A 25,393-nucleotide genomic window follows, 5' to 3' on the forward strand; every position below is an offset into this window, starting at 1 on the left:
CCTACTCACCCTTTTTATTTTCTCGCTCTCGCAAATATTTTAATCGGTGTTCCTTCAAAACCAAATGCATCTCGAATGCGGTTTTCTAGGAAACGCTCATAAGAAAAGTGCATAAGCTCTGGATCGTTTACAAACACAACGAAGGACGGAGGCTTAATGGCCACCTGTGTTGCATAGTAAATTTTGAGGCGCTGTCCGTTATGGGTCGGCGTTGGATTCATCGCCACCGCATCCATGATGATATCATTTAAAATATTGGTTTGAACGCGCATTGCATGGTTTTCGCTCGCTGTAATAATCGACGGCATTAATGTATGAATTCTCTTTTTCGTAAGAGCAGACATAAACAAGACAGGTGCATAATCAAGGAATTGAAAATGCTCGCGGATGTTTTGCTCAAATTCCTTCATCGTACGCTCATCTTTTTCAACAGCGTCCCATTTGTTCACAATGATGACAACCGCTTTACCAGCTTCGTGTGCATAGCCCGCAATTCGTTTATCCTGCTCAATAATGCCTTCCTCACCGTCAAGTACAACAGCGACAACATCAGAGCGATCAATGGCTTTTAATGCACGAAGCACACTGTATTTCTCTGTTGTTTCATATACTTTCCCTTTTTTCCTCATACCTGCTGTATCAACAATGACAAAGTCACGCTGATTGTACGTAAACATCGTATCGACAGCATCTCTTGTTGTACCAGCGATGTTGCTGACAATGACGCGGTCTTCTCCCAGCATGGCATTCACTAAAGAAGATTTCCCTACATTCGGGCGGCCAATTAAGCAGAACTGGACAACTTCTTCATCATATTGCGTATCCGGTAAATTTTTAAAATGTTCTGCAACTGCATCAAGCAGATCACCAAGACCTAATCCGTGCGTTCCAGAAATCGGAAACGGCTCGCCAAATCCGAGTGCATAAAAGTCATACACGTCGCTTCTCATTTCAGGGTTGTCCAATTTATTGACAGCAAGTACAACTGGCTTTTTCGTGCGATATAAAATTTTTGCGACTTCTTCATCCGCAGATGTTACGCCATCTCGGCCATTCACCATAAAGATAATGACATCCGCTTCGTCCATGGCGATTTCTGCCTGATGGCGAATTTGCGCCAAGAATGGCTCATCTCCAATATCAATTCCACCAGTATCTATTAAATTAAAGTCATAATTTAACCATTCAGCAGAGCTATAGATTCGATCTCTTGTTACACCAGGTGTGTCTTCTACAATCGATATTCTTTCGCCTGCGATTCGATTAAAAATTGTAGATTTTCCAACGTTGGGCCTTCCAACAATGGCTACGACAGGTTTACCCATAGTACCCTTCCTTTCAATCCAGCCGCGATTCAATATGTTCATCATCATGTTTCAACCGGGATTTATAATTTTCATTCAGTTTTATGAAATAAACCCTTCAAACATGAAGGGTTCAACTTATATATTATATCAATTTTTAATCAGACCACAATGAATAACTTAAAAATGTTTGACAATCAAGTAAAGATCTTCTCCAATGCCGTGTGCAATTCCATCTAAAATGGCCTCTAAATTCATGGCATACATGTCGAGTTCTTCTTTATTTTCACAGAAAAAAACGGCTGTTCCGCCAATGACCCGCTCTTTATTTGTTGTCGCCACAGCCAATATAAATTGTTCAATGGTGTTCGCCATACCCTATTACCTCACTTTCTTTTTTATGAAATCTGTCGGCATTCGAATGGCATTTTCTAAAATAGGCACCTCTTCTAATACACGGACAGCCAAATCTTCACGATACCATTGCGGTAAAATGAACACGCCAAGTGTGCCGTTATTCAGATCACGTTTTGCGAGCGGACAGAGCGATGGTTCCCCAGAATCGCGATACACGCCAAGCACGTTCGATAAATCAAATAAAATGGCTTGCCGCTGTCCAAGGTTGGCAATCGTTGTAGCAGAGTTGAAATTTTTCGGCGTCAAAATAAAGCCCATCCCATGCTCTAAAATGAGCTTTTGCTTTTCAGGCAGCCCGATATTCATAATGTATATATCATTCACATAAAGCCCTGCCCCATCAAAGCGAAGTTCCCCTTTTTGAATATTGACGATATCCTTTAATTGACTGCCTGACATTAATAGCTTTGCCATGAAAAAACAAAGAATACCGACCACTGTTCCAACAACAAGCGAGAAGAAAATACAGGCTGTCGTTGTAATAAGTGCAGTGAGAATCGCAATATAATTTCGACTTTCAAAGGCAATGGCAATGCCTTCTATATATGTACTGCCTCGTGAGACAAGCTCGTACGAATCCATTTGGGTTAACGTATTTCTTTCCATATTTCTGACATCGCGAAATTGCGTGGCTGCCAAAGTGAGAAAGGTAATCGCCGTAAATTCCTCCTGAATCAGTGCAGGCATAATGATCGCACCTAATCCTGACGCAATAAAACCAAGCGCAATGTGAATCACTTGTCCATGAATATACGTAGGGTATTGCCGGTAATCGGTTCTTAACATGTAAAGTCTGGCCGCCATCCCAAAGATGACACCAATAATCACAGGAAACGTATAGTCTGTCATGTTGATTTTGCAGCCCCTTTTACTGATTTTCTTGATGAACGGGCGTTGAAGAGCTTTTCAAGCTGATCGACACCTAATAGGAAGACCGCTCCTTGCACAACGAAGGAAAGAAAAGAGAGATCCCCTATGACAATTGATGATGTGAGGCGGTGAATCGTCAGCGCATAAAGGGCTTCGCCGAGACATACTGACATCATCCAAAGGGTGATTCTTTCCGTTAACGGCTGTCCATATGTCATACACATTAAGATCAGCAAGGCAAATACGACCCAATCCACCTTTATTATCGTGAACCAAACAGGGTCATATAATGCAAACATCATAAAAAAGGCATACGCGCTCACCATCGAGCCCAATTGCATAATCCTCATGAATCGATAACCAGGCCTGAATATGACGAAAGCGGCACATGCATATAAAAAAGTCATCAAGAATCCCGCATTCATGCTCATATCTAAAACGAATATCATGAAATGACTTGATATAATATGGACAAGTACACAAATGCCCAGCACGCTGCGCCATAAACTTTTTTCCATGATAAATGTCACCATAATCCAAACGAACCATATAGACCAATAATAGTACAAAGCCTCCAACGCCTCATCACCTCAATTACATTATGGGAAAATCTCCAATTTTTAAACATGCGGATCGTTACCGGCTCTGTATGAAATAAACAAGAGGTGACACCCTAATGATTGAGGAGGGATGAGTGATGGGAAAAGATAGACAGGAAAAGCGTTTAAAGGCGTCAAAAAGAGTGGAATCTGACCGTGATCAATCCATTCATCATAAAGGTGCAACAGCATTAGAAGGTCCAGAAAGCGCTCGAAAAAGAAATCAATAAAAAAAGGCATGTGATATCACATGCCTCTCTTACTATAGTACGTTGTGTCAACGCCTCTTTCTTTGAGCCAATGACTTGTTTCCCCTGAGATCACAACTGGAGCTTGTCTCAGTTCTTCAATCGTCTTCACACCAAGCACTGTCATCATCATCTTGATATCTTCTTGAAGATCCATGATATCTGCGATGAGGCCGCTTTCTCCTCCACTGGTCAATGATTTTAAGAAAAATCCAGCAAGACCAGCAGCAGATGCGCCAAGAGCTAATGATTTGGTTACATCAAGAGCATCTTTGATACCTCCGGAGGCTAAAATCGTTTGATTCTGAAAGGCTGTATGTACTTCAGCAAGACTCGCTGCAGTTGGAATCCCCCATTGATCAAAATAACGAAGGGCTTTTTGGCGGCGGAGATTTTCAATCTTAGAAAAGTTCGTCCCACCAAATCCGCCTACATCAACGGCTGCAACCCCAGCATGGAATAACTTTCTTGCCGTCTCCTTGCTCATGCCAAATCCGACTTCCTTCACGACAACAGGCACACCAACAGATTGAGCGATAGCTGCAATCCGCTCAAGCGCCCCCCTGAAATCGCGATCCCCTTCAGGCATGACAATCTCTTGGATGACATTCAGGTGAATCTGGAGCATATTTGCCTCGAGCATGCTGACTGCTTCTTGAGCATGCTTAATCGTCGCTTCACTGCCTAAATTCGCAAATACAATTCCATCCGGATTGACTTTACGAACGATTTCATATGTTCGTCTTTCTTCTTTATCTTTCAGTGCAGCCATTTGTGATCCAACTGCTACTGGGATATTGGTCTCCTTCGCTGCGATCGATAAAGAGCGGTTGATCTCATAGGTAGATTCTCCGCCCCCGCCAGTCATTGCATTGATAAAAATTGGCGAACCGAAAGTCAGTCCGCCAATTGTCGTATGTGTATCAATTTGTGATGTTGCAAGATCTGGTAAACTGGCGTGAACGAAGGAAACATCTTCTAAACCTGTTGCTGCATGCTGACCAGTGGACAACGCATGCTCAATATGCTGTTTCTTTCTTTCTGCTCGCGTCAATTTTGATCACCAAATTATTTTAGTTTATTGAGTTTATCGCCGATCAGGTCACCAAGCTGGAATCCACTTGTGTTTTCTTCTTTCGCCTGATATTGACGATAATCCTCTTCGATTTGTTTTTCAGGATTTTCTTCTAAATCACGAATACTTAGTGAGATGCGCTCTTCGTCTTCATTCACATCAAGCACTTTCACTTTGACAGTCTGCCCTTCTTCAAGGACTTCTTGCGGCGTGCCGATATGTTTATGAGAGATTTGGGAAATATGCACAAGCCCTTCTACACCTGGCAGAATTTCAACAAATGCACCAAAGCTCACAAGACGTTGAACAGTTCCTTCAAGCACATCACCTTGTTTTACCTTTTCACCAATTTGGCTCCAAGGTCCTGGTAATGTTTCTTTAATAGATAGTGAGATACGTTCGTTATCACGATCAACAGCAAGTACTTTGACCTGGACTTCCTGTCCTTCTTCTACTACGTCAGATGGCTTTTCAACATGCGCATGGGATAGTTGAGAAATGTGAACTAATCCATCAATGCCGCCAATGTCAACAAATGCACCAAAATCAGTAAGCCTCTGCACTTTACCATCAATCACACTGCCTACTTCAAGCTTTTGCAGGAAGTCTTGCTTTTTGTCTAACTGCTCTTGCTCAACGACTGCACGGTGCGAAAGAATCACGCGATTTTTTTCGCGGTCAAGTTCTACCACGACAAGTGAGAGTGTTTTCCCTTTGTAATCTGTGAAGTCTTCTACATAGTGTGCTTCTACTAGAGATGCAGGAATAAATCCACGCACACCAATGTCAACGACAAGACCACCTTTTACAACGTCTTTTACTTCAGCTTCAAATACTTCTTTTGTTTCAAACTTTTTCTCTAGGTCTTCCCAAGCGCGGTCTGCATCAACAGCACGTTTAGATAAAATCAAAGCATCGTCTTCGACCTTTGTTACTTTAAGCTCTAACTCGTCGCCATCTTTCACGACATCTGATGCTTTTTCAACGTGAAGACTTGATAATTCACTGATTGGGATGATACCAGGTTGTTTCACATTGACGATATCTACATTGACATGCTTGTCCTCAACTTTAGAAACAATCCCTTTCACTACATCTCCAACCTCTGGTACCTGAACATCGATTTGATTCATTTCCTCTGTCATTTCGATAACCTCCTTGGTCCAAACCTACACAGCTTAGTTAAAACGACTGGGCGAATATGTGTCTTAAGCATGATGAATGCCAGCCGAATATGTATTATAGAAACATTCAAATCAATATAATTGCTTGAATGATCAATAAAAATAGTATTAGTATAAACTTCTAATAAAAGACCTTGTTTGTCAAGAGATAAACCTCTAACTTATTAAAGTTTTCTAAAATTTCTTACTGTTTCTCTACGCGGTCTGCCGCATCTAAAATTTTCCCTGCCACCTCTTGAATAGAAAGGGAGGTTGTGTCAATTTCAATGGCGTCGTCCGCTTTCTTTAAAGGTGAAACTTCGCGCTCAGAATCAAGCTTGTCACGTCTTGCAATCTCTTCAATCAGCTGATCGTAATTGACATCGTAGCCTTTTTTCTGATTCTCTTCAAAGCGGCGTTTTGCTCTTTCTTCTACTGATGCAAGCAAGAAAATTTTCACTTCGGCATCCGGAAGTACGTGAGTGCCTATGTCTCTTCCATCCATAACGACACCGCCTCGTTTGCCAAGCTCTTGCTGCCTGCGGACCATTTCTTCCCGAACAGCTCTGTGCTTTGCAACAACCGATACTTGGTTGCTTACGCGGTCTGTGCGAATATCCTCTGTGACATCCGTATTGTTTAGATGGACTTTTTGACCCTCGCCTGTTGTTACTAGTTCAATGACTGTTTTTTTCAGTAATGAATCAAGTGCCTGTTCGTCTTCAAGGTCTACACCTTGATTAAGTGCCGCAAGTGTAATCGCGCGGTACATGGCACCTGTATCAATATAAATATATGATTTTTTGGCTGCGACTATTTTTGCCACAGTGCTTTTGCCTGCTGCTGCAGGACCATCAATTGCAATAGATAATTTCTTTTTCATAATACCTCTCCTTGATTGAATCTCCCTTATGAATTGTAACACGATCACCGCTCAAACGGGGGAATTTTCTATCAATCCTTCTGCTTAAACGTCTCAATCCATTCTTCAATACTCATGTTATTCACACCCTCATACTGCACGACTTTTGACAAAAAAAGTTCTCCTTTCGTCAAATGAAGTGTGATCTGAACAGTTAGCAATAAAATAAGCTGAATGAACACCACTTTCAATAACCATCTTTCCATTGTCTTCATACAAAAAGCCTCCACGCTAGATTCTTTCCTCTCTAGTATGGAAGCTTTTTACACCCTTTATTCTTATGCTTTTTTCACACGTGTTAAAAGCTGCTGCTGGAAGCAGTATTTCATAATGTGCTGTTGGTGGTCATTTGTGATCTCTGAAAACTCCATGATCGCTCTTGTTTTGCCAGACTGTTCATCTTGATATACTCGATTCATCTCTGCAACCGCTTTAATTTTCACGGGCTCTTTTAAGGGAAGTTCAAACTCTGTGGCCACTTCTCCATAATCTTTCAATGACACGCCCTCAGGAACAGCAATCGCCACGCCGCCAGCACTTATATTCACAATAAACGTGTCAAAGGGCTCTTCGTCCGTTTGCATGATGGTGGCTTTGATCATCGTATCCACTCTCAAATATTCTCTTCGCTGAAGCCGGATCATTTTTTCTTTTGGCGGAATGGAAATAACAATCATCGGAATATCTTCTTTTCTTTTTCCAATGACTTCGCTTGTACATTTGTATGGAATTTGATTTTCGTCAAAAAAGAAGACGGTGATTTCTGTTTGCTGGTTTAAGTAGATGGTGCGGCCCGTTTCTTTATCTGCTGGATAATTAATGCAAATATCATCGTTATTATTTTCCAAAACCTTCGATTTTGCTGTTTTCACTTCTTTGTTCTCATTGACATATTCAATTGTGATTGCATCCCCTATTTGTAACATTCCTCATCACTCTTTTCATCTGTGAAATCGTATCCTCTCCTATATTAAACCATGTCTAAAACAAAAGGAAAAGACTTATTAGCCTTTTCCTCGCTTCCTTTTCTATAGGTCTTTATATATAGGTTCTGCGTTTTTCAGTTTATCTACCCGTTCTTCTTTTCCAGTATCTGCATTAATGAACATGCGGTACGTATCGTTTTTTATCGTTCCGAGGAACTCATAGCACAGAACTTCCTCTGACATATCATTTTGCACAATCGCCAAATGAGTATCTTCGATCTTTACATGCTGATTCAATGTTTTCTGCGCTTCTTTTTGAGAGATTTTCGGTGCTTTGATGTCTCGAGTTTTATGATTCGTTAAGTAGTCCTTCGCTGAAAACCCAACAACCTCGCCATCATCCAATGCGACTTTCATGCGTATACTATCTGGATAAAGCAATACATTTTTTTGAAGAGGCACATAGGTAAATACACTGATATTATCAAATTGTGCACTTTCATCTAAATGGAACGATTCTGTGTCAAATCCGTGCTTCTTTAAAAAGCTGAGTGCTTTTTCTGATGCAGCATTCAAACTGATTTTTTGTTTTTTCACGTCACGATTCTGAAGAAGGTAGACTGGGTGCCCTCCTTTTTCAGTTAAGTCTAAGTAAAAGTTAGCATGGCTGTCTGGATCAGACATCGATAAGCTATACACGTCACGATTGGTTTTGCTGCCGCTTTTTCTCACTTTAAAATGTTGATTATGGTCAGGTGTGAATTGCTGTGCAATGCGGATCGCTTCTTTTTTTGAAATCTTATCGCCTTTTAGATGATTGTAGCCTTGTGTTTCTTTTTCTGTCGACACATTTGTAGGCCCAAGATCGACATCTGCAAACGCATCTGCATTTCTCTCGACTGTTTTCAGCCCGTCAATGATGGTGTTGTCGTTCTTTCGATCGCCGTCAGCCAGCGCCATTTCAACATCCATCCATTTTAAGTTTTTATTAAGGACGAGGTGCTGCACTTGTCTAAGTTCGTTTTGGATATCTGATGCTTGATTATAAAGGGCTGTAATGGTTTTGTGTGTATCTTTATTTAATGGTTCGTCTGATAAAGTTTTGACTGATGATTTGTAGCTAAAGTCTCCGACATTCGCCAGAAATTCTTCCGTTTTATTAAAAGGCATCAATGTGAGCGGGAGCTGGCTGACATTGTTATGCGCTTCTGATGACATTCTCCATACATCTGCAAGTGCTGGTGAGATGGATGTTTGGCTGTTCATCGCAAGTGTTGCGCCCAGTTTGTCATGCAGCTGATCCACCTGATACGTTAAATCGTGGAAGGCTCTTTGGTAGTTGTTCTCAGCATGAAGCAGCACGGCGTCTTTTTCTTGATGTTCTTTATAGCCCCAGTAACCTGTTGAGATGACAGCAATTCCTAAAATAGCAATCAATATTCCTCTGATCATTTATTTACACCTCTTTTTATTCGCAGAATATATGTTTCCCGATTCGTTTAATTTGTGGTCTTCCCCAAATCCATGGACTTGTTGCTGTATCAGGATTAAAGTAATAAATGGCGCTCTCAGATGGGTCCCAGCCATTGATTGCATCAAACACAGCCTTTTTTGCCGTTTCATCTGGCGTCATATAAAATTGCCCATCTGCTACAGCGGTAAACGCAAGCGGTTCAAAAATAACTCCTGCGATCGTATTTGGAAAGGTCGGATTGTTCAAACGGTTTAAGATGACGGCCGCGATGGCCACCTGTCCTTCATATGGCTCACCTCTTGCTTCACTGTAAACAGCTTGCGACAAGAGCTGAATGTCATTACTAGAAAAACCACCAGGCATGTTGGCTGCTGTTTGTTTCGGTGTTTGATTTCCCTGCTGGCTGCCTGACTGATTGCCAGACTTCGCAGATGATCCACTTTGACTTTTTTGATTTTCTTTTGTACCTTGAGCTGTCTTTTTTTGCGAGCTTCTTTTCGGAGCCTTTGTTTGCTGATCAAGAGGCTTTCCGCCATAATGGGTAAACTGGTTCCCTTGCTGCAGCTGCTTTTGAACAAATTCTTTGTAGTATTTCGTCTTTTGAACTAATAAGCTTTTTGTTTTCTCGCCTACAAGTCCATCGACCTTCTTGATGCCAAATTGGCTTTGAAAGTTACGAACGGCCCAGTACGTCCCCCAGCCATAGACGCCATCAATTTTGCCATTGTAAAAACCATTGTATTGGAGACGCGCTTGCAGTTCGACTACATCTTCTCCTGTTGCGCCCCGCTGGATGACTTGGCTGGTGAAGGCTTCACTTTTACTCTCTGTCAAAAGAGAAGACGCAAGAAGAACGATTGAGAAGATAAGAACGATTTGTTTTATGAAACGAGCTTTATCCATATTTGATCCTCCTGTACTTTTGATGTTTGAATATATGTTTCTTCCGATCCCTATTTTTATACATTCAACACAGGAGAGAATTGGATGGAAAAGACAAAAAACGCCCTATCAACAAATAGGACGTTTTCAAAAATTAAATTTGCACCATTTTTACCGCACGGGCTTTTTTTGCTTTCCTTAAACCAAACCACCATAAAAAAATCATGAACGGCACCATGATATATCCCCAGTTTTTCATCCCTAATAGAATGAAATCATACAGGCCGTGAAACAGCACAGGGAGCGTTAAAGAAAGGATCAGCCATTTGCGCTGTTCTTTTTTATCAGAGAAGCGGGCTTTTCCGATATAAAATCCCATCACAACACCAAATAATGCGTGACTTGATACAGGTAATAAAGCACGGGTAAACGCATATTCGACCCCATGACCGACTAAGTAAAGAATATTTTCAAGTGTTGCAAAACCAAGTGAGACACTCGTTCCATACACAATCCCGTCATAATGTTCGTCAAACTGAGCATGCGCATAAACGCTGACCATTAAAATAAACCATTTTAATGATTCCTCTAAAAAGCCCGACGTCACAAATGAAATCAAGATAGGGTTTGTTGCGATATTTTCCTCTTGAAGGACATATTGAATAAACATGGTTGGAAACACAAGTATGACACCTAGCATAAAAGATCTGATGACCATATGAACCGGCTCATTGTCGTACTGATCTTTCAAATAAAAATAACTTAAAAGTGCGATGCCGGGAGCTAAACCTGCTGAGATGATTGCGATCATAACCAGACCTCTTTCCCTACATTATCCTTCATTATCGTACCATGATTTACCCTTTTTTTATATGACTCGGGCCCATTTTTCTAAAAATAACTTTCTATATAATCCCAATTTATATAAAAAAGAACCGAACCCCTTTTGAAGGATCCAGTTCTTTTTTTATCCGTTGATTCTTTTGTTGATTTCTTCTGCAATGAGTCCGCCATGAAATCTTCCATTTTCGATGAAAATTTCATTTGCATTATTTCCAGCAGCAATGACTCCTGCAATGAAAATACCTTCAACATTCGTTTCCATCGTTTGTTCATCAAATGCTGGACGGCCTGATTCTTGATCTATCGTGACACCCATTTTTTCTAAGAAAGAATGATCTGGATGATAACCAGTCATGGCAAATACATAGTCACTTTTCACTCGATCCGTTTGATTTTGCTGGTTTGTAAAGATCACATCTTCTTCTGTGATTTCTTTCACCTGCGCGCCAAACTCCATGCGAATCGTTCCATTACGGACAAGCGCTTCAAACTCTGGTAAAATCCAAGGTTTGATGCTGGATGAATATTCTGTTCCTCTATAAAGCACAGTGACTCTGCTTCCGCATTTCACAAGTTCTAGTGCAGCATCCACGCTGGAGTTCTTCCCGCCGATCACCGTCACATCTTTATCAAAATATGGATGTCCTTCTTTAAAGTAGTGATACACGTGGGGAAGGTCTTCTCCTTTGACGTTCATATAGTTTGGATGATCATAGTAGCCAGTCGCAATGACGACGTAATCACATGAATAGTCGTCTTTTGATGTACTCACTGTAAAACGGCCATCTTGTTTCGTCACGGCGTTCACTTTTTCAAAAGCATGCACACGCAGGTTTTTTCGTCTGACGACCTCTCGGTAATAGGAAAGTGCCTGAATACGAACGGGCTTACGATTTTCAGTAATAAAAGCGACATCACCGATTTCAAGCTTTTCACTTGTACTAAAAAAGGTTTGATGTGTTGGGTAATGATAAATACTGTTCACGACATTCCCCTTTTCAATCACAAGTGCATCAATCCCAATTTGCTTGAATGCGATGGCAGCTGATAGCCCGCATGGGCCGCCTCCTATTATGATCGCTTTTTCTTGTTTCATTTGTTCCACTCCTGTCATTTCACTGCAATAACAATTGCTGGGCTGTTTGATTCTTTGTTCCATTCCATAAAAAAATCTCCTATTTAAGGATAGGAGATTTTAAGGCGCGATGCAAATCAGCCGCTTAAATCCAGCCTCTGAATCGAGAAGCTTCAGCCATTTTACGTACACCGACCATATATGCAGCAAGACGCATATCAATCCGGCGGTTTTGCGCCATTTCATAAATATTATTAAATGATTTCACCATCATATCTTCTAAACGAGTTTCAACTTCTTCTTCAGTCCAGTAGAACCCTTGGTTATTCTGAACCCATTCAAAGTAAGAAACAGTTACACCACCCGCACTCGCAAGTACGTCTGGAACAAGTAGTACACCACGATCTGAAAGAATTTTGGTTCCTTCCAGTGTCGTTGGACCATTTGCTGCTTCAACGACAATTTTGGCTTTAATGTTTGCCGCATTATCTTCTGTGATTTGGTTTTCAATGGCTGCAGGTACTAGGATATCACAATCTAGCTCAAGCAGCTCTTGGTTTGTAATTGTATCGTTAAATAATTTAGTGACGGTTCCAAAGCTGTCACGTCGGTCAAGCAAGTAGTCAATATCTAGACCATCTTCATCGTATAATCCGCCGTACGCATCTGAAATCCCTACGATTTTCGCTCCAGCATCATACATGAATTTAGCTAAGTAGCTTCCTGCATTTCCGAATCCCTGTACGACAACACGAGCCCCGTTAATGTCAATTCCTTTTTTCTTCGCCGCTTCTTTGATGCAGATCGTCACACCTTTTGCTGTTGCAGTATCACGTCCGTGTGATCCTCCAAGAACAATTGGTTTTCCTGTAATAAATCCTGGCGAGTTAAACTCATCAATTCTAGAATATTCATCCATCATCCATGCCATAATTTGAGAGTTCGTAAACACGTCTGGTGCTGGAACATCTTTTGTTGGTCCAACAATTTGACTGATGGCACGAACATAGCCGCGGCTAAGTTTTTCAAGCTCTCTGAATGACATTTCTCTTGGATCACAGATAATACCGCCTTTTCCTCCGCCATAAGGAAGATCCACAATTCCACATTTTAAACTCATCCAAATTGAAAGCGCTTTTACTTCTTTTTCCGTAACGTTCGGGTGGAAACGAATTCCGCCTTTTGTTGGACCGACAGCATCATTGTGCTGTGCGCGGTAACCAGTGAAGATTTTCACAGATCCATCATCCATACGTACTGGAATTTTGACCGTTAATAGACGAATTGGCTCCTTCAGCAATTCATACACTTCCTGCGGATACCCTAATTTGTCTAGCGCTTTATGTATGACGGTTTGAGTTGACTTTAAAACATCTAGCTTATCTTCTGCGTTATGAGCGGCGTTTTGATCGGCTGCCATTAAAATAAACCCCCTAGAAATCTTTCATGATCTACTGCTCCCTTTCAAGCAATAGTATACACCTTCGTACTGGTAAAGCAAAGGTAAAAAGCGTTTTTTATCAAAATAAAATATCAGCGTTTATAAATATAAAAAAGGATATAAAAAAATACTGTTGTTTCATCACAACAGTATTAAATATAATAGAAAAAAGTGATTAAAAATACATTTGAATCGTTTTCACAGCATCTTCTTGCATGATCACTTTTCCATACTCTTTTAGCCGGTGAATGGTGAGTGTCGTAGGTGAACCAAACTCTGCTAAAATCGAAATGACTGTATCAGCAGATAGTTCTCCAACATCATCTAGGCTGAGATAATATTGACCTTCATAATGGTAAACTGTACCCCCTAAAAGTCCAATACGACTTAAACTATGGGACAGTTGAATCACATCTTCAAACGAGGCAAATTGATAGAGCACATGCTTGCTCTCGTCGAGCTTGACTTGCATCTCAATGTAATCTTCATCAAACTCATCATCAGCATCTTCCTGCTGACTCTTTGTGACAATGACGACCATCCCCTGCGCCTGAAGAGAAAATACTTCAACAGCAATCGGTCCATTCGCTTCAAAACCGAGCTCCTGATTCGCCTCGTTCATCATGTCTTTAAACAGCTGATGGACTTTGAACGAATCTTTCCAAAGGTCTTCTTTCGTAAGACCTCGGTCTGTCAGGTCATCTAGTGTGAGAAAAATTTTGATTTTATTATAATTCAGACGCTCCAGTCGCATAACGTTCCCTCCTGCCTCTTCTAAACACACATCATACTGTAGTATATGAGATGATGAGTCATAGGTTCTTAATTTTGTATTCAGTTTACACTGTGTCAAGACGGAAGACAAGCATGAAGCTATGCTTACGGTGACTTTTATGGAAAATATTGAGGGTTCCGCAAGTTAACGCGTTTTTAGAGGCATTAAATAGATCAGATGGGTTTCTGGTTCTGCTCCGAGACGCAAAGGAAGTTTTGTTGTACCGTAGCCATTACTAATGAGAAAGAACGCACCTTTGACCTGGCCTGTTCTTCCTTTTTCATACGGTCCAAATTTCCCAATTCGGATCTGTCCCCCATGCGTATGACCGCTCAGGACAAGATCAATTCCTTCCTCTTCACTCATCAAATGATGTACATCTGGATTGTGTGATAAGAGAATATTGACATCTTCTTTCACAAACTCTGGCCGTATCGCTTCATAATCTGCTTTTTCAAGCCGAATATCATCAATTCCTCCGATTTTAATTCGCTGGCCTTCGAAATTCCATACAGCCGTTTCATTTTGCAAAGTCGTGACATCGTATGCATGAAGAATCTCTTTCAACCTTTGCTGGTGCAGCTCATGATCATTATTTCCCCAAACAAAATAAACAGGCGCAATTCTTGATAAACGTTTCACATTTTCTTCAATCCTTGCGTAGGGCACCCCTTTTTCTGCTAAATCTCCGCCAATCATAATCACATCTGGCTCTTCCTGTCTGATTTCTGCTAATAAAGTGTCACTGATGAGACGTCTGTGTGTATCAGAAATAAAGAAAATAACAGCAGGCCGGTCTGATTGAAGTGCTTCTATTGTAAAGTAATGCTTTTTGATGTTGTTTTGTTTTGCCGTTTTCACCATTTTGGCCGTTACACACACACCTGTTGTAACAGCCGCAATGGCGGCAGTAAATCCGATGGCATATTTCATCACAAATGGCTCCCTTACATATCTTTCTTTCATAAGACGCTTGAATGAAAAAAGACGTTTCAACTGTTAAACGTCTTTTTTTCTCATTTATTTACTTTCATAATAAAGATTAATGTCATATTGCTTCTGCATATAGTGAAAAACCGTCTCGCGCTCTTTCCACTGATTTGATTGCGGCCATAAGTCTGTGCTCTTTTGTATAATTTCACATCGAAGCCGATGATATTCATCTTCAGCCTTTTCTTCTTTTTTCTTATAGTAATAAGAGGCATAAAAAGCAAAGACCTCAGCCATGATCCAAAACAGAAAAACTTCATGACCAAGCAGTGTGGCAATCATCGCTTCTGGCTGAAGCGAGCCGCCTCCCGCATTTGCCGTGATCACAAAATAAAACAAAAGAATGGCCAGCGATAGAAGGGCTGTCCATTGCCACCTTTTGCACTGCTTGGCAAACCCCTCATATTTATGCTTTCTTTTGATCAATGTTTCCATCATCTTCTGTGTTGGCTGATCCATATATCGGCTGATTGCGTGCAATGTCATCACATACACCCTGTCCCTTTTTTCTACATATGTATGTGCGTGCTTCTTCATTCATGTCAGATGATTAGTTTTCTAGTGGAATATTCAGCACTTGACCACTGTACACGCTGTTACCTTTCAAATGATTATAGGCTCTAATTTTCTCTTCACCCGAACGGTTTTTGTAATACTTCATTGAAATTCGATACAGGTTTTCCTCTGGACCAACAGTGTGCTGCACGACACGAACTGGCTTTTCTTCCTGCTTCTTTTTCTCTTCAGCTTCTTTTCGTTTTTTCTCTTCCTGTTGCTTTTGCAGGGCTAGCTGCTGCTGTTCACGCTTTTTGGCAGCTTCAGCTCGCTCCCGCTCTTTTTCTTTCGCTGCTTGTTCACGCTCTTCTTTCTCTTTAGCAGCTTTTTCTTTTTTCTTCTGTTCAGCTTTTTCTTTCGATCGCTGTTTTTCTTCATCTTTCTTTTGCTTCTCATCATCAGACGCATCCGCTTTATCAGCGCTTGAGTCATTTTTCGTTTCGGCAAGTGCTGACGGGACTGGGTCTGTGTCAGCACTTGATGTAGAATCAATATTATATACATCTTGATTATTATTATGGTTGATTTCCTTTGACGTGTAGTAGATCAAAAGGAAGAACACCGTGACGACGATAATAGGAAAGATAATAGCCAGTGTTGTAAACAAAGGATTGCGAACCTTTTTCGTGCGCTGCTTTTTATATTCATGAAAATCTTCTCGTGTAGGAAAGTGAGAGTCATCTGAAGGCTGTACTTCTTCTTCTTCAAAAATCTTCTCAACATCATCGTCATGGATGTTTGTCAGCTGCTCCTTCTTTCTCTTCATTCTCGACATTTCTTCCATGTTCATCCCTCCCCCTATATTTCAAACGAATTTGACAAGCAAAGACTAAGTCAATGACAAAATGGGTCATGACAGGAACAAATAAATTCCCCGTCCACTCGTATAAAAGTCCTAAAAAAATACTAATGGAAACCACAAGGATAAACAAGAGTATTTTTGATAAGTAGCGAAAGTGAAGGAGCGCAAACACGATACTAGCAATCTCCAATCCAAATTGCTGCTGGACGATCCCTCGGAATAGAATTTCCTCTGAAAAGGCGATGAGCAGTGTTAACCAAACAATATGCGGGATGCTGCGGTTTTTGAACATTTTTTCATTTAATCCGCCATCATCATACATATGAGCAGGAAACACCTTCATGACAATTGCATCCACAATGATTACAAGCACAGCGCCGCCAATTCCATAAGTCAGTATCCGCGCATCTTGAATCTCCCAAAGGGATGTGAAATCTGTCCAATGATCGAACATAAATATCCCTAGTAAAAAAGAAATAACCAGCATCAGCAGCTGCGTAAAATACAGCTGTTCTACGACTTGTCGATCGGTTAATTTTTCAATGATTCGGCGATGTTGTTCGATCAATGCTGCGCCTCTTTTGTCAGATGAAACATACGATCCAGCACGGTCTTCCAGTGTTTCATTTCATTCAGCTCCAATGGTTGTTCTTTTTTTTCATAATCAGACAGGTCAAGTCCGCAAGAAGAGCAGCAATTGCCAGAGGATGCGGTCTCCGTTTGATCAAGCTGTTCGTAAAAGTATGATAACAGAGATTGTCTAAAGCAGCGATGATCTGTGATCCGCTCCTTAAATTGCCACACTTTTCTCAGTTTTTCTGTTTGTCTGTCCTGCAATTTCTCTTTCAGTTTCATCAGGAGCTCACGAGGCTGTTCAAACTGATACATCCTGTAATAATGGATCAGCATTCTTGCCCGTGTCTCCTGAAGCCCTGATTCCATCAATTGTTCACGTAATTTTTTTTCATCATTTGTCTGCATTTGTGTCAATCTAGCTAAGAAAAAATCAATTTCTGGATCATCAAAGCCCTCGGCTTGTATTAAATGCTGTTGAATGTCCGCATCCTCTTCTGTATATAAAAGAATGCTCACACTGTTTTTCCCGTCCCGTCCTGCTCTGCCAATTTCCTGCATAAATGCTTCAATTGACTGCGGCGGGCTCATATGAATAACAAATCGTATATCTGCTTTGTCAATTCCCATTCCAAAAGCACTTGTACAACAAATGAGATCAAGCTGTCCGCTGATAAATTGCTGCTGAATAAGCATGCGGTCTCCTGCATCCATTCCGCCATGGTAATACTCTACACGCTGATGGTTTTTTTGTTTCATAAAAAGCGCCATTTCTTCTGTCATTTGCCGAGTCGGGCAATAAATCAGACCGGGGCCTTGCAGGAATTCCACAAGCTCAATGGCCCGTTTCTCTTTTGCTTCTTTCGTTTCGTGCGCTTCTTTAACTAAAGCGATGTTTGGCCGGTTGACAGAATGAATATGAAAGTCTGGATGCTGCAATCTTAACGTTTGCACGGTATCTTTTAGCGTTTGTTTTGTTGCTGTTGCCGTCAGTGCTAAGGCAACAGGATGACCTAACGCTTCTCTCCATTCTCCCAGCTTGGAATATTCCGGACGGAAATCATGCCCCCATTCCGATATACAATGGGCTTCATCGACGACGAACAGACCAATATGCATCGATTTGAGCTGTTCTAGCAGCACCTCTGACATTAATGCCTCAGGCGCGACAAATAAAAACTTATATGATGGCAAATGCCGAATGATATGCCGTCTCTCCTGAAAAGACAATGTGCTGTTCAGCGCCGCCACTCGTTTTTCTCCGCGCATTTTCATTCGTTCGACTTGATCCTCCATAAGCGATAACAGCGGCGAAATAATGAGAACTAACCCATCTGACATATAGCCGGGAATTTGATAGCAGATGGATTTCCCGCCGCCAGTAGGCAGCATGGCAACCGTATCCTTTTGATTTAGTACACTTTGAATAATGTCCTCTTGACCTGTTTTAAATGAGTCGTAACCAAAATATCGCATGAGCGTCTGATGAAGCTTATCCATTTGCTTTCACCATCCTTGTCAGAGCCAATCGTATTTGAAAATAAGTAAATGAATGTTCGAGTTTTTCTTTAATCAGCTTCATTTTATTTGTTTGAAGCTCCCTGGCTACTGTATGAATGGCCTGCTGCGCTTCTACGCTCACATACGGCTCTATTGAGAAGTTCGGTTCATGTATGGAAAGCTCGACAATATGGTCTTCGATCGTTGCCTTTTTTAATGAACGAATATGCGCAATCTGATCAATATCAAAGCCTTTTTGCACAAGTTCGAGCGTTTTGTGAGTAGAGGTTGTTAGCACGCGTTTGAATTCAAGGTCACCTACGAGCTTTTGCATGAGCTGCGTCTCACCTTTTTGGGCAGCATGAATAAAATAATGGAGGACATTCCAAAAAAGCAGGTACACATACCACACATCTTCTTTTAGCCACTCTGCCATTTGCTGATACGTACGCCCGATTCTTTCATTTGACGTCAATGAATAAACAAAAATCAGCGCCTCTTGATTACTTATACGGCTAAGGAGCGTTTCTAGTTCATGATGCAGCTCTTCTGAAAGTTTATTCTTCTCGTGATGCTGTTTTAAGAAGGATTTCGTCCAGCTTTGTACGGATACATCTCTTTGTATTGGGACATATTGATACGATCCAGCCATATGGTGAGAAAGCACTTGCACAAGTAACGAGAGCCTCATCCATAGCACCTTTGCTTTATCATGATATTTTGCACCATGAAAATAAACGGGCATCGGTTTTTCTAAAAAGTACTGGTTTAGCATACGCTGTCCTGCATCTGTAACAGTGAATGTCTCCCCCGTTTTTTTGATGTAGTGCTCTTCGTCAAGTTTTATAGTAGAGCGATTCAGCTGCTCCCTCGTAAACCCCGGGTAACAGCCGAAGTACTTTGAAAGCTGAAATAAACTTGCATCCTGTATGGTTTGTGATGATTTTTTTCCTTTAAAAAGATGGTAGACAGCACTTATGGAGCGTTCGCCGTTCAATTTATATACGCTGTCCATTAACATGACATCCAAATAATGAAGAGTCATTCGCCAAAGCACCTGTCTTCCTGACAAAATTCGAATATTTTCTCCCTTTATTTTAACAGATTTCATAGAAGAAGAAATGTTTAAACTCAATTTGTGGGGGAAAGTTATGAACAAACCCTTATGTGATAAGCATTCTCAATCACTTTACAGTTGAAATGTGAAATTAAAATCATTACAATAAGGTTTGAGGAAATTGTTTTTTATCGGTGAAACTAAAAAGGTTAGACCATTTGTTCCATCGAACAATCTGGGAGGTATTTTTTTAACATGGCAAAATATACAATTGTAGACAAAGACACATGTATTGCTTGCGGCGCATGCGGTGCAGCTGCTCCAGACATTTATGATTATGATGATGAAGGCATTGCATTTGTTACGCTTGATGACAACCAAGGAACTGTAGAGGTTCCAGAAGTACTTGAAGAAGATATGCTTGATGCATTTGAAGGATGTCCAACGGATTCAATCAAAGTTGCGGACGAATCTTTCGAGGGTGACCCACTTAAGCATGAATAGTATAAAAGCCCCTTATGCAGGGGCTTTTTTTATATTAACTATTTTGAAGTCGACGTTTATTTTCAAACCATGGACGCATTTTCACAAAAATGAGGCTGAACACGATGGTAATGATGATGCCTTTAATAAAGTTAAATGGTAAGATCCCTGCTGTAATGGTCGTCTTGAGCGCATGATCGGATAGTTCTGGCGCGTTTAAGAACCATGTGTAAGCTGGCAGGAATAAGAAGTAATTTAAAATGCTCATCATCACAGTCATAAGCAATGTACCCGCGATCATAGACCATGCCATCCCTTTTGCTGATTTGATTTTTTTGAACATAAAGGCGACTGGCAAGATAAATAATGTACCTGCAATGAAGTTCGCGACTTGCCCAACTGGAACGCCGGACATACTGCCTTGAATGAGGTAATGCAGTACATTTTTTAATGCCTCAACAGCAATTCCTGCACCCGGTCCATAAATTAAAATTGCGATAATCGCCGGGATATCACTGAAATCAATTTTCAAATACGCTGGAAGACCCGGGAAAGGGAAATCCAATAAAATTAATACAAACGAAATACTGCTGAGCATACTGGTAACGACTAAACGCTTTACTTTACTTTGATTCAATATTCTCTCTCCTTTTCGATCAAATCTTTCGAAAAGAGGATTGTTCCATTTTAGCCACAAAAAAACCGCCCTTGAAAACAGGAGCGGGGAAATTGGGCTAGACAAATAAACGTGTAAACATCAATGTTTTCAACGTTTATGAACCTCCATCTTCTCCCATCCAGACTATACTGTCGGCTTCGGAATCACACCGAATCCTGCCAAAAAGGCTCGCGGGCTTAGAGACTATGCTCATCACCGCCGGTAGGGAATTACACCCTGCCCCGAAGATTGATCATTATTCAATTCGACATCATTATATATGATATATGAGCATTTGTACAGATAAAAATCCTGAGCAAATTCATCAGTTTTAAGAAATCGTAAAAAACACAAAAATTCTAATGACAAATGCGCAAAAATTGGTTATCTTTTGTTTAAAGGTGTTCATTCTTTATAAAGACACAAAGAAATGTTCGTGTTTTCTTTTTCACTTTACTGCTTTAATTTGATTGACACAGTGAAAAGGAATATGGTAAATTATCAGATATTTATGACGTTTATTTTAGGAGGAAATCTTACGATGTTTCGAGTATTAGTCTCAGATAAGATGAGCAATGATGGTCTTCTACCACTTTTAGAGTCAGATTTTGTTGAAATTGTCCAAAAAAATGTAGCAGAAGCAGAAGATGAATTACACACGTTTGATGCCTTACTTGTCAGAAGTGCCACGAAAGTAACGAAAGAGCTTTATGAAAAAATGACTTCATTAAAAATTGTCGGCCGTGCCGGTGTGGGAGTAGACAATATTGACATTGATGAAGCAACCAAGCATGGCGTCATTGTGATCAATGCACCAAACGGTAATACGATCTCGACAGCTGAGCATACGTTCGCCATGATTTCATCACTTATGCGTCATATTCCGCAAGCCAATATTTCTGTCAAATCAAAAGAATGGAACAGAGGTGCATATGTTGGTGCTGAGCTTTACGGAAAATCTCTTGGGATTGTCGGCTTAGGCAGAATCGGAAGTGAAATCGCCCAGCGTGCAAGAGCGTTTGGCATGACAGTCAACGTGTTTGATCCATTTCTCACAAAGGAACGTGCAGAAAAAATTGGCGTCAATGCGAAATCACTCGATGAAGTACTCGAAGTATCAGATATTATTACTGTACATACGCCATTAACAAAAGAAACAAGAGGACTTCTCAATAAAGAAACGATTGCAAAAACGAAAAAAGGTGTTCGCCTTGTAAACTGTGCACGCGGCGGCATTATTGACGAAGCTGACCTTCTTGAGGCACTTGAAAGCGGCCATGTCGCAGGAGCTGCACTCGATGTATTCGAGGTAGAACCTCCAACTGATAATCCGCTTGTGGATCATCCACACGTCATTGCAACTCCGCATCTTGGTGCCTCTACAAAAGAAGCACAATTAAATGTAGCAGCGCAAGTATCTGAAGAAGTCCTTCAATTTGCCAAAGGCCTTCCTGTCATGTCATCTATTAATCTACCAGCGATGACAAAAGACGAATTTAAAAAGATTCAGCCTTATCATCAGTTTGCAGGAAAACTTGGACGTCTTGTCTCTCAATCAATGAGAGAACCTGTAAAAGAAGTAGGCATTTCTTATGAAGGCTCTATTTCAAAACTCGAAACATCCTTTATCACAAAAAGTCTCCTCTCAGGCTTTTTAAAAGAGCGCGTTGATTCGACTGTGAATGAAGTAAATGCCGGAATGGTCGCAAAAGAACGCGGCATTAGCTTTAGTGAGAAAATTTCTTCCAGCGAATCTGGTTACGAAAACAGTATTTCTATTGAAGTCAAAGGTGACCTTTCAACCTTTACTCTAAAAGCGACTTACATCCCGCATCTAGGGGAACGCGTTGTTTCTATTAATGGATTTAATATTGATTTTTATCCAGATGGACACCTTGTCTACATCCAGCATACAGATGCACCTGGTGTGATTGGAAAGGTTGGACAGATTTTAGGCGACCACGATGTCAACATCGCAACAATGCAGGTAGGACGTAAAGAAAAAGGCGGCGAAGCCATTATGATGCTTTCATTCGATAAGCATCTAGAAGATGAAATTGTGAAAAAATTAACGGAAGTACAGGATATTCTTTCTGTCCGCCTGATTGACCTTTAAAAAACAGTGATAAAGGGCTAAATGATCTTGATTTTAGCCCTTTGTCTTCTTTTCAGCGTGATAGAAAACCTTTGCAGCCCTAGGAAGGGTGAGCACCGGAACGGAGCGAATTTGACATTCGTGAGTACCGGCGCGCAGACCTGCGGGCGAATGCGAGGGTTTGTCTACACGCTGAAACCTCATGCTTTTGCATGAGGTTTATTTTTTTGAAACCATTAAACGGTCTCCTGTTCGAATGAGGTGAGTGGTCAGCTCATTGATCTTTTTCAATTGTTCCACAGTCATTTCATGCGCCTTTGCTATTGACCAAAGAGTGTCCCCTTTTTGAATGACATATGTATTTTTTTCATGTCCATTTACATGAAGAGCGGGCTCTTTGAAACGTTCCACTGCAATCATTTTGAGCGGATCTATCGCATCCTCTTTGCTGACTGACCAATTGCCACGATGTACCTCAAAATGCAAATGAGTGCCTCTAGAGGCTCCTGTGTTGCCAATGATGCCAATCGGCTGCCCTGCTTGTACATGGTCACCCTTTTTCACAAAACGCTCGTGTAAATGAGCATAGACGGTTTCGTATCCGTTTGGATGCTGAATAAACACAACCTCTCCATATGTAGCCGATACATACGAACGCGTAACCACACCTTCACTTGCAGCAAAAATGGATTCTCCTTCTGGCGCAGCTATATCTAATCCCTTATGCGAGCCGCCCCTTGTCCCAAACAAGTCAGTGACTTCTCCTTTCACTGGCTCCACCCATTCGTTTGTCTGCTGCGCATGGGCAAATGGTTCTAAGATGAAGAACAAAAAACAGCTTGCACCTATGAAATACCTTTTCATCAGTGACTCCCCTTCTTTGAGGTTCTTTTCATGACAGCTTAGTATACAGCAAGAAGGCCATTTTCTATACATTAAAAAAGAACGCAATGACTTACTTGCGTCCTTTAACGATCTTTGATGACAACTGGATTCGGCAGAGCCGGTACCTCTATTGGTTCGTTTAATTCATAAGGTCCTACTTGATCTGTTCCTGCATATTGAATGGTGACATCTGTAAAACCAAAATCTTTCGCTGTGAGCAGCAGACCTTCAATGAGTAGAATATGATCAATTGAGTCCGATAATTTCGCTGATGCTCCAAACGTGATCGTCACATGCTTACCTTTTGATGTCACTTCTTTAACGGATTCTTCTTTAATTAATGGTTCGAGCCCAGAATCACTCGACCGTTTCATGGCCTCTACCGCCTCTTCATAAGAAGAATAATGCGTTTTTGAGGGCACCAAAAAAGTCCCGCTCTTATTTTCTAGTACGTAATAAGCTTGCTTTGTTTTTTTATCAATCGATACCCTGCCGATGCTTCCACTTGCCCCTAATTGAAGCTGAGAGCCTTTGACAGATTTGACTTCCACTTGCTTATACCTGCTCCATTTCAGCGTTTCTTTTACCATATCTTTAAACCGATTGGCTTCCTTTATCGTATCAAGGGACAAATCATTTTTTAACTGAAAGACAAGTGTATTCCCTTTTTCACGAAGGTCCACCATCTCAAGATAAGATTGAAGCGGCTTTGTCATTTCAGGCAGCTGCACCTGTTCATATGTGTTCATCATTTCCTGCAAATGGTCATGTTCATTTTCTTTTTCAATACTAATGGGAACCACTTGAGATGTTGATTCATCTATGTATGCAACCGTCATATACTTTTGCTTGTCTTCATGAGAAACAACATGCGCGGTACCATTTGCCTGTTTGACCGGCTCTAATGTGGCATTCGCCTGTCCTTTGTCAGCACTTGAGTCCATTTTCATCTGTTGATGCTGTTCTTGAGCAGCCCGCTGAAATAAATGAGGAGAAATTAAAAACGCCATAAATAAAACCACAACGGTTGCCACCGCTGGACCGATCCATCTGACACTTTTCTTTTTCTTCCCGCTTGCCATCAGCATCTGCTGGTATATCCGCTTAGATGAACGGTTGTCCTCCACTTTTGGAAGCTGACTTAGTAACACCTTGATTCGTTCTTCGCTCCAATCGGACCTGTTCGTTTTCATTCACTAGCTCCTCCTTCAAAAGCTCCATATGTTTTCGGAGCACTTTCAGGCCTCGGTGCTGCGTTGTTTTGACTTTGCTTTCCGAGAACTTTAGCGCCTTTGCCGTCTCCATGATTGAGTAGCCCTGGATAAACCTTAAAATGATGACAGCTCTTTGATCAATCGTACAGTGATCAAGTGCGGCATAAATTTCTTTTGTATTTTCATCCTGTACAGCTAGTTCGTCTGGGAGTAAGTCTGGATCTTTTACATCCTGCTTATCCCAATCAAACGTGCCGAGCACCCGTTGTCTAATGGTTTGCTGTTTGCGAAACCAGTCAATCGCCACATGCCTTGCAATTGAAAACAGCCATGTTTTCTCGCTGCTTCTTCCTTCAAAAGTTTTATATGAGTGAAGTACCCGAATGTAAACCTCCTGCACGAGATCCTCTGCCTGATTTTTATCTTTAACCATATAAAATAAAAACTGGTACAAATCTTGATGGTACGAATCATATATTTTTTGAAAGGTTTCATGCATAGGAAACCCCTCCGTTCACTTATTTTTGTCGAGTGACTCTTATAAAACGTTACATTACAACTTTATGA

The 25,393-nt window shown here is 41.0% G+C and carries 28 protein-coding genes and 1 riboswitch; of the genes, 3 read left to right on the forward strand and 25 right to left on the reverse strand.

Annotation, left to right across the window (positions count from 1 at the left end):
- Positions 1 to 14 precede the first annotated feature (14 nt).
- The 4 genes from der to AC3WTB_RS11475 form a co-directional block, all read right to left on the reverse strand.
- Complete coding sequence (gene der, locus AC3WTB_RS11460; RefSeq protein WP_041085918.1) at positions 15 to 1,325, reverse strand: ribosome biogenesis GTPase Der; 1,311 nt, start codon at positions 1,323 to 1,325, stop codon at positions 15 to 17.
- A 159-nt stretch (positions 1,326 to 1,484) separates the two neighbouring features.
- Positions 1,485 to 1,679: a capping complex subunit for YIEGIA gene (locus AC3WTB_RS11465; RefSeq protein WP_008344527.1), complete on the reverse strand. Its 195-nt coding sequence runs from the start codon at positions 1,677 to 1,679 to the stop codon at positions 1,485 to 1,487.
- Between the two features lie 6 nt (positions 1,680 to 1,685).
- Positions 1,686 to 2,570, reverse strand: coding sequence for a YIEGIA family protein (locus tag AC3WTB_RS11470; protein WP_039179575.1), 885 nt, complete (start codon positions 2,568 to 2,570; stop codon positions 1,686 to 1,688).
- Positions 2,567 to 3,169, reverse strand: a complete 603-nt coding sequence (locus AC3WTB_RS11475) for a YphA family membrane protein (RefSeq protein ID WP_445285744.1) — start codon at positions 3,167 to 3,169, stop codon at positions 2,567 to 2,569. The genes AC3WTB_RS11470 and AC3WTB_RS11475 overlap by 4 nt, the downstream gene beginning before the upstream one ends.
- A gap of 119 nt (positions 3,170 to 3,288) precedes the next feature.
- Here AC3WTB_RS11475 and AC3WTB_RS11480 point away from each other — a divergent pair, with 119 nt between their 5' ends.
- Entirely contained in the window at positions 3,289 to 3,420 is a 132-nt protein-coding gene (locus AC3WTB_RS11480; RefSeq protein ID WP_064497540.1) for a YpzI family protein, read from the forward strand.
- Positions 3,421 to 3,436: 16 nt separating this feature from the next.
- Here AC3WTB_RS11480 and fni read toward each other — a convergent pair whose 3' ends face one another.
- The 17 genes from fni to AC3WTB_RS11565 form a co-directional block, all read right to left on the reverse strand.
- A complete protein-coding gene (gene fni / locus AC3WTB_RS11485; RefSeq protein WP_144490283.1) occupies positions 3,437 to 4,492 on the reverse strand; it encodes a type 2 isopentenyl-diphosphate Delta-isomerase in 1,056 nt (351 codons plus the stop codon).
- A gap of 14 nt (positions 4,493 to 4,506) precedes the next feature.
- On the reverse strand, positions 4,507 to 5,658 hold the full coding sequence (gene rpsA / locus AC3WTB_RS11490) for a 30S ribosomal protein S1 (RefSeq protein WP_041085926.1): 1,152 nt from the start codon (positions 5,656 to 5,658) through the stop codon (positions 4,507 to 4,509).
- Between the two features lie 223 nt (positions 5,659 to 5,881).
- The gene (gene cmk, locus AC3WTB_RS11495) at positions 5,882 to 6,559 is read right to left on the reverse strand and encodes a (d)CMP kinase (RefSeq protein WP_039179588.1); all 678 of its coding nucleotides are present in this window, start codon (positions 6,557 to 6,559) and stop codon (positions 5,882 to 5,884) included.
- A gap of 71 nt (positions 6,560 to 6,630) precedes the next feature.
- Complete coding sequence (locus AC3WTB_RS11500) at positions 6,631 to 6,813, reverse strand: YpfB family protein (RefSeq protein WP_099663365.1); 183 nt, start codon at positions 6,811 to 6,813, stop codon at positions 6,631 to 6,633.
- A 63-nt stretch (positions 6,814 to 6,876) separates the two neighbouring features.
- Positions 6,877 to 7,524 (reverse strand): flagellar brake protein, encoded by a 648-nt coding sequence (locus AC3WTB_RS11505; RefSeq protein ID WP_058837963.1) that lies wholly within the window; start codon positions 7,522 to 7,524, stop codon positions 6,877 to 6,879.
- 102 nt (positions 7,525 to 7,626) lie between these two features.
- A complete protein-coding gene (gene ypeB, locus AC3WTB_RS11510; protein ID WP_492333748.1) occupies positions 7,627 to 8,976 on the reverse strand; it encodes a germination protein YpeB in 1,350 nt (449 codons plus the stop codon).
- A 16-nt stretch (positions 8,977 to 8,992) separates the two neighbouring features.
- Positions 8,993 to 9,901: a spore cortex-lytic enzyme gene (gene sleB / locus AC3WTB_RS11515; protein WP_039179596.1), complete on the reverse strand. Its 909-nt coding sequence runs from the start codon at positions 9,899 to 9,901 to the stop codon at positions 8,993 to 8,995.
- Between the two features lie 133 nt (positions 9,902 to 10,034).
- Positions 10,035 to 10,691 (reverse strand): glutamic-type intramembrane protease PrsW, encoded by a 657-nt coding sequence (gene prsW, locus AC3WTB_RS11520; RefSeq protein ID WP_024422824.1) that lies wholly within the window; start codon positions 10,689 to 10,691, stop codon positions 10,035 to 10,037.
- A 156-nt stretch (positions 10,692 to 10,847) separates the two neighbouring features.
- A complete protein-coding gene (locus AC3WTB_RS11525) occupies positions 10,848 to 11,819 on the reverse strand; it encodes a YpdA family putative bacillithiol disulfide reductase (RefSeq protein ID WP_039179598.1) in 972 nt (323 codons plus the stop codon).
- A 124-nt stretch (positions 11,820 to 11,943) separates the two neighbouring features.
- Positions 11,944 to 13,218 (reverse strand): Glu/Leu/Phe/Val family dehydrogenase, encoded by a 1,275-nt coding sequence (locus tag AC3WTB_RS11530; RefSeq protein ID WP_007500982.1) that lies wholly within the window; start codon positions 13,216 to 13,218, stop codon positions 11,944 to 11,946.
- 196 nt (positions 13,219 to 13,414) lie between these two features.
- Positions 13,415 to 13,993 carry a genetic competence negative regulator gene (locus AC3WTB_RS11535; RefSeq protein ID WP_024428080.1) on the reverse strand — a complete coding sequence of 193 codons (579 nt, stop codon included), beginning with the start codon at positions 13,991 to 13,993 and terminating at the stop codon, positions 13,415 to 13,417.
- A gap of 165 nt (positions 13,994 to 14,158) precedes the next feature.
- Positions 14,159 to 14,947, reverse strand: coding sequence for a metallophosphoesterase (locus tag AC3WTB_RS11540; RefSeq protein WP_492333749.1), 789 nt, complete (start codon positions 14,945 to 14,947; stop codon positions 14,159 to 14,161).
- A gap of 87 nt (positions 14,948 to 15,034) precedes the next feature.
- Entirely contained in the window at positions 15,035 to 15,490 is a 456-nt protein-coding gene (locus AC3WTB_RS11545; protein ID WP_025093048.1) for a DUF2663 family protein, read from the reverse strand.
- Between the two features lie 64 nt (positions 15,491 to 15,554).
- Entirely contained in the window at positions 15,555 to 16,343 is a 789-nt protein-coding gene (locus AC3WTB_RS11550) for a LysM peptidoglycan-binding domain-containing protein (protein WP_059375550.1), read from the reverse strand.
- Positions 16,288 to 16,929 carry a CPBP family intramembrane glutamic endopeptidase gene (locus AC3WTB_RS11555; protein ID WP_041109653.1) on the reverse strand — a complete coding sequence of 214 codons (642 nt, stop codon included), beginning with the start codon at positions 16,927 to 16,929 and terminating at the stop codon, positions 16,288 to 16,290. The genes AC3WTB_RS11550 and AC3WTB_RS11555 overlap by 56 nt, the downstream gene beginning before the upstream one ends.
- Positions 16,926 to 18,434: a RecQ family ATP-dependent DNA helicase gene (locus AC3WTB_RS11560; protein ID WP_492333750.1), complete on the reverse strand. Its 1,509-nt coding sequence runs from the start codon at positions 18,432 to 18,434 to the stop codon at positions 16,926 to 16,928. Before AC3WTB_RS11560 ends, AC3WTB_RS11555 begins: the two co-directional genes overlap by 4 nt.
- The gene (locus AC3WTB_RS11565) at positions 18,427 to 19,479 is read right to left on the reverse strand and encodes a YpbB family protein (protein ID WP_099663360.1); all 1,053 of its coding nucleotides are present in this window, start codon (positions 19,477 to 19,479) and stop codon (positions 18,427 to 18,429) included. The genes AC3WTB_RS11560 and AC3WTB_RS11565 overlap by 8 nt, the downstream gene beginning before the upstream one ends.
- A gap of 267 nt (positions 19,480 to 19,746) precedes the next feature.
- Here AC3WTB_RS11565 and AC3WTB_RS11570 point away from each other — a divergent pair, with 267 nt between their 5' ends.
- Entirely contained in the window at positions 19,747 to 19,995 is a 249-nt protein-coding gene (locus tag AC3WTB_RS11570) for a ferredoxin (RefSeq protein ID WP_003215700.1), read from the forward strand.
- 34 nt (positions 19,996 to 20,029) lie between these two features.
- Here the strand turns inward: AC3WTB_RS11570 and fmnP are convergent, their stop codons facing one another.
- Complete coding sequence (fmnP, locus tag AC3WTB_RS11575) at positions 20,030 to 20,611, reverse strand: riboflavin transporter FmnP (RefSeq protein ID WP_041109656.1); 582 nt, start codon at positions 20,609 to 20,611, stop codon at positions 20,030 to 20,032.
- Between the two features lie 144 nt (positions 20,612 to 20,755).
- Positions 20,756 to 20,886: riboswitch (FMN riboswitch) on the reverse strand.
- A gap of 287 nt (positions 20,887 to 21,173) precedes the next feature.
- Here fmnP and serA point away from each other — a divergent pair.
- Positions 21,174 to 22,748, forward strand: a complete 1,575-nt coding sequence (serA, locus tag AC3WTB_RS11580; RefSeq protein WP_024422834.1) for a phosphoglycerate dehydrogenase — start codon at positions 21,174 to 21,176, stop codon at positions 22,746 to 22,748.
- A gap of 198 nt (positions 22,749 to 22,946) precedes the next feature.
- On the opposite strand, the gene AC3WTB_RS11585 is transcribed toward serA, so the two are convergent.
- The 3 genes from AC3WTB_RS11585 to sigX all read right to left on the reverse strand — a co-directional run bounded on the left by AC3WTB_RS11585 (position 22,947) and on the right by sigX (position 25,325).
- Positions 22,947 to 23,591 carry a peptidoglycan DD-metalloendopeptidase family protein gene (locus AC3WTB_RS11585; protein ID WP_492333751.1) on the reverse strand — a complete coding sequence of 215 codons (645 nt, stop codon included), beginning with the start codon at positions 23,589 to 23,591 and terminating at the stop codon, positions 22,947 to 22,949.
- A 104-nt stretch (positions 23,592 to 23,695) separates the two neighbouring features.
- Positions 23,696 to 24,805 (reverse strand): RsiX family anti-sigma factor, encoded by a 1,110-nt coding sequence (locus AC3WTB_RS11590; RefSeq protein ID WP_492333752.1) that lies wholly within the window; start codon positions 24,803 to 24,805, stop codon positions 23,696 to 23,698.
- Positions 24,717 to 25,325: an RNA polymerase sigma factor SigX gene (sigX, locus tag AC3WTB_RS11595; protein ID WP_039179611.1), complete on the reverse strand. Its 609-nt coding sequence runs from the start codon at positions 25,323 to 25,325 to the stop codon at positions 24,717 to 24,719. The genes AC3WTB_RS11590 and sigX overlap by 89 nt, the downstream gene beginning before the upstream one ends.
- Between the last annotated feature and the right edge of the window lie 68 nt (positions 25,326 to 25,393).

The sequence above is a fragment of the Bacillus sp. EB106-04-04-XG123 genome (assembly GCF_058791855.1).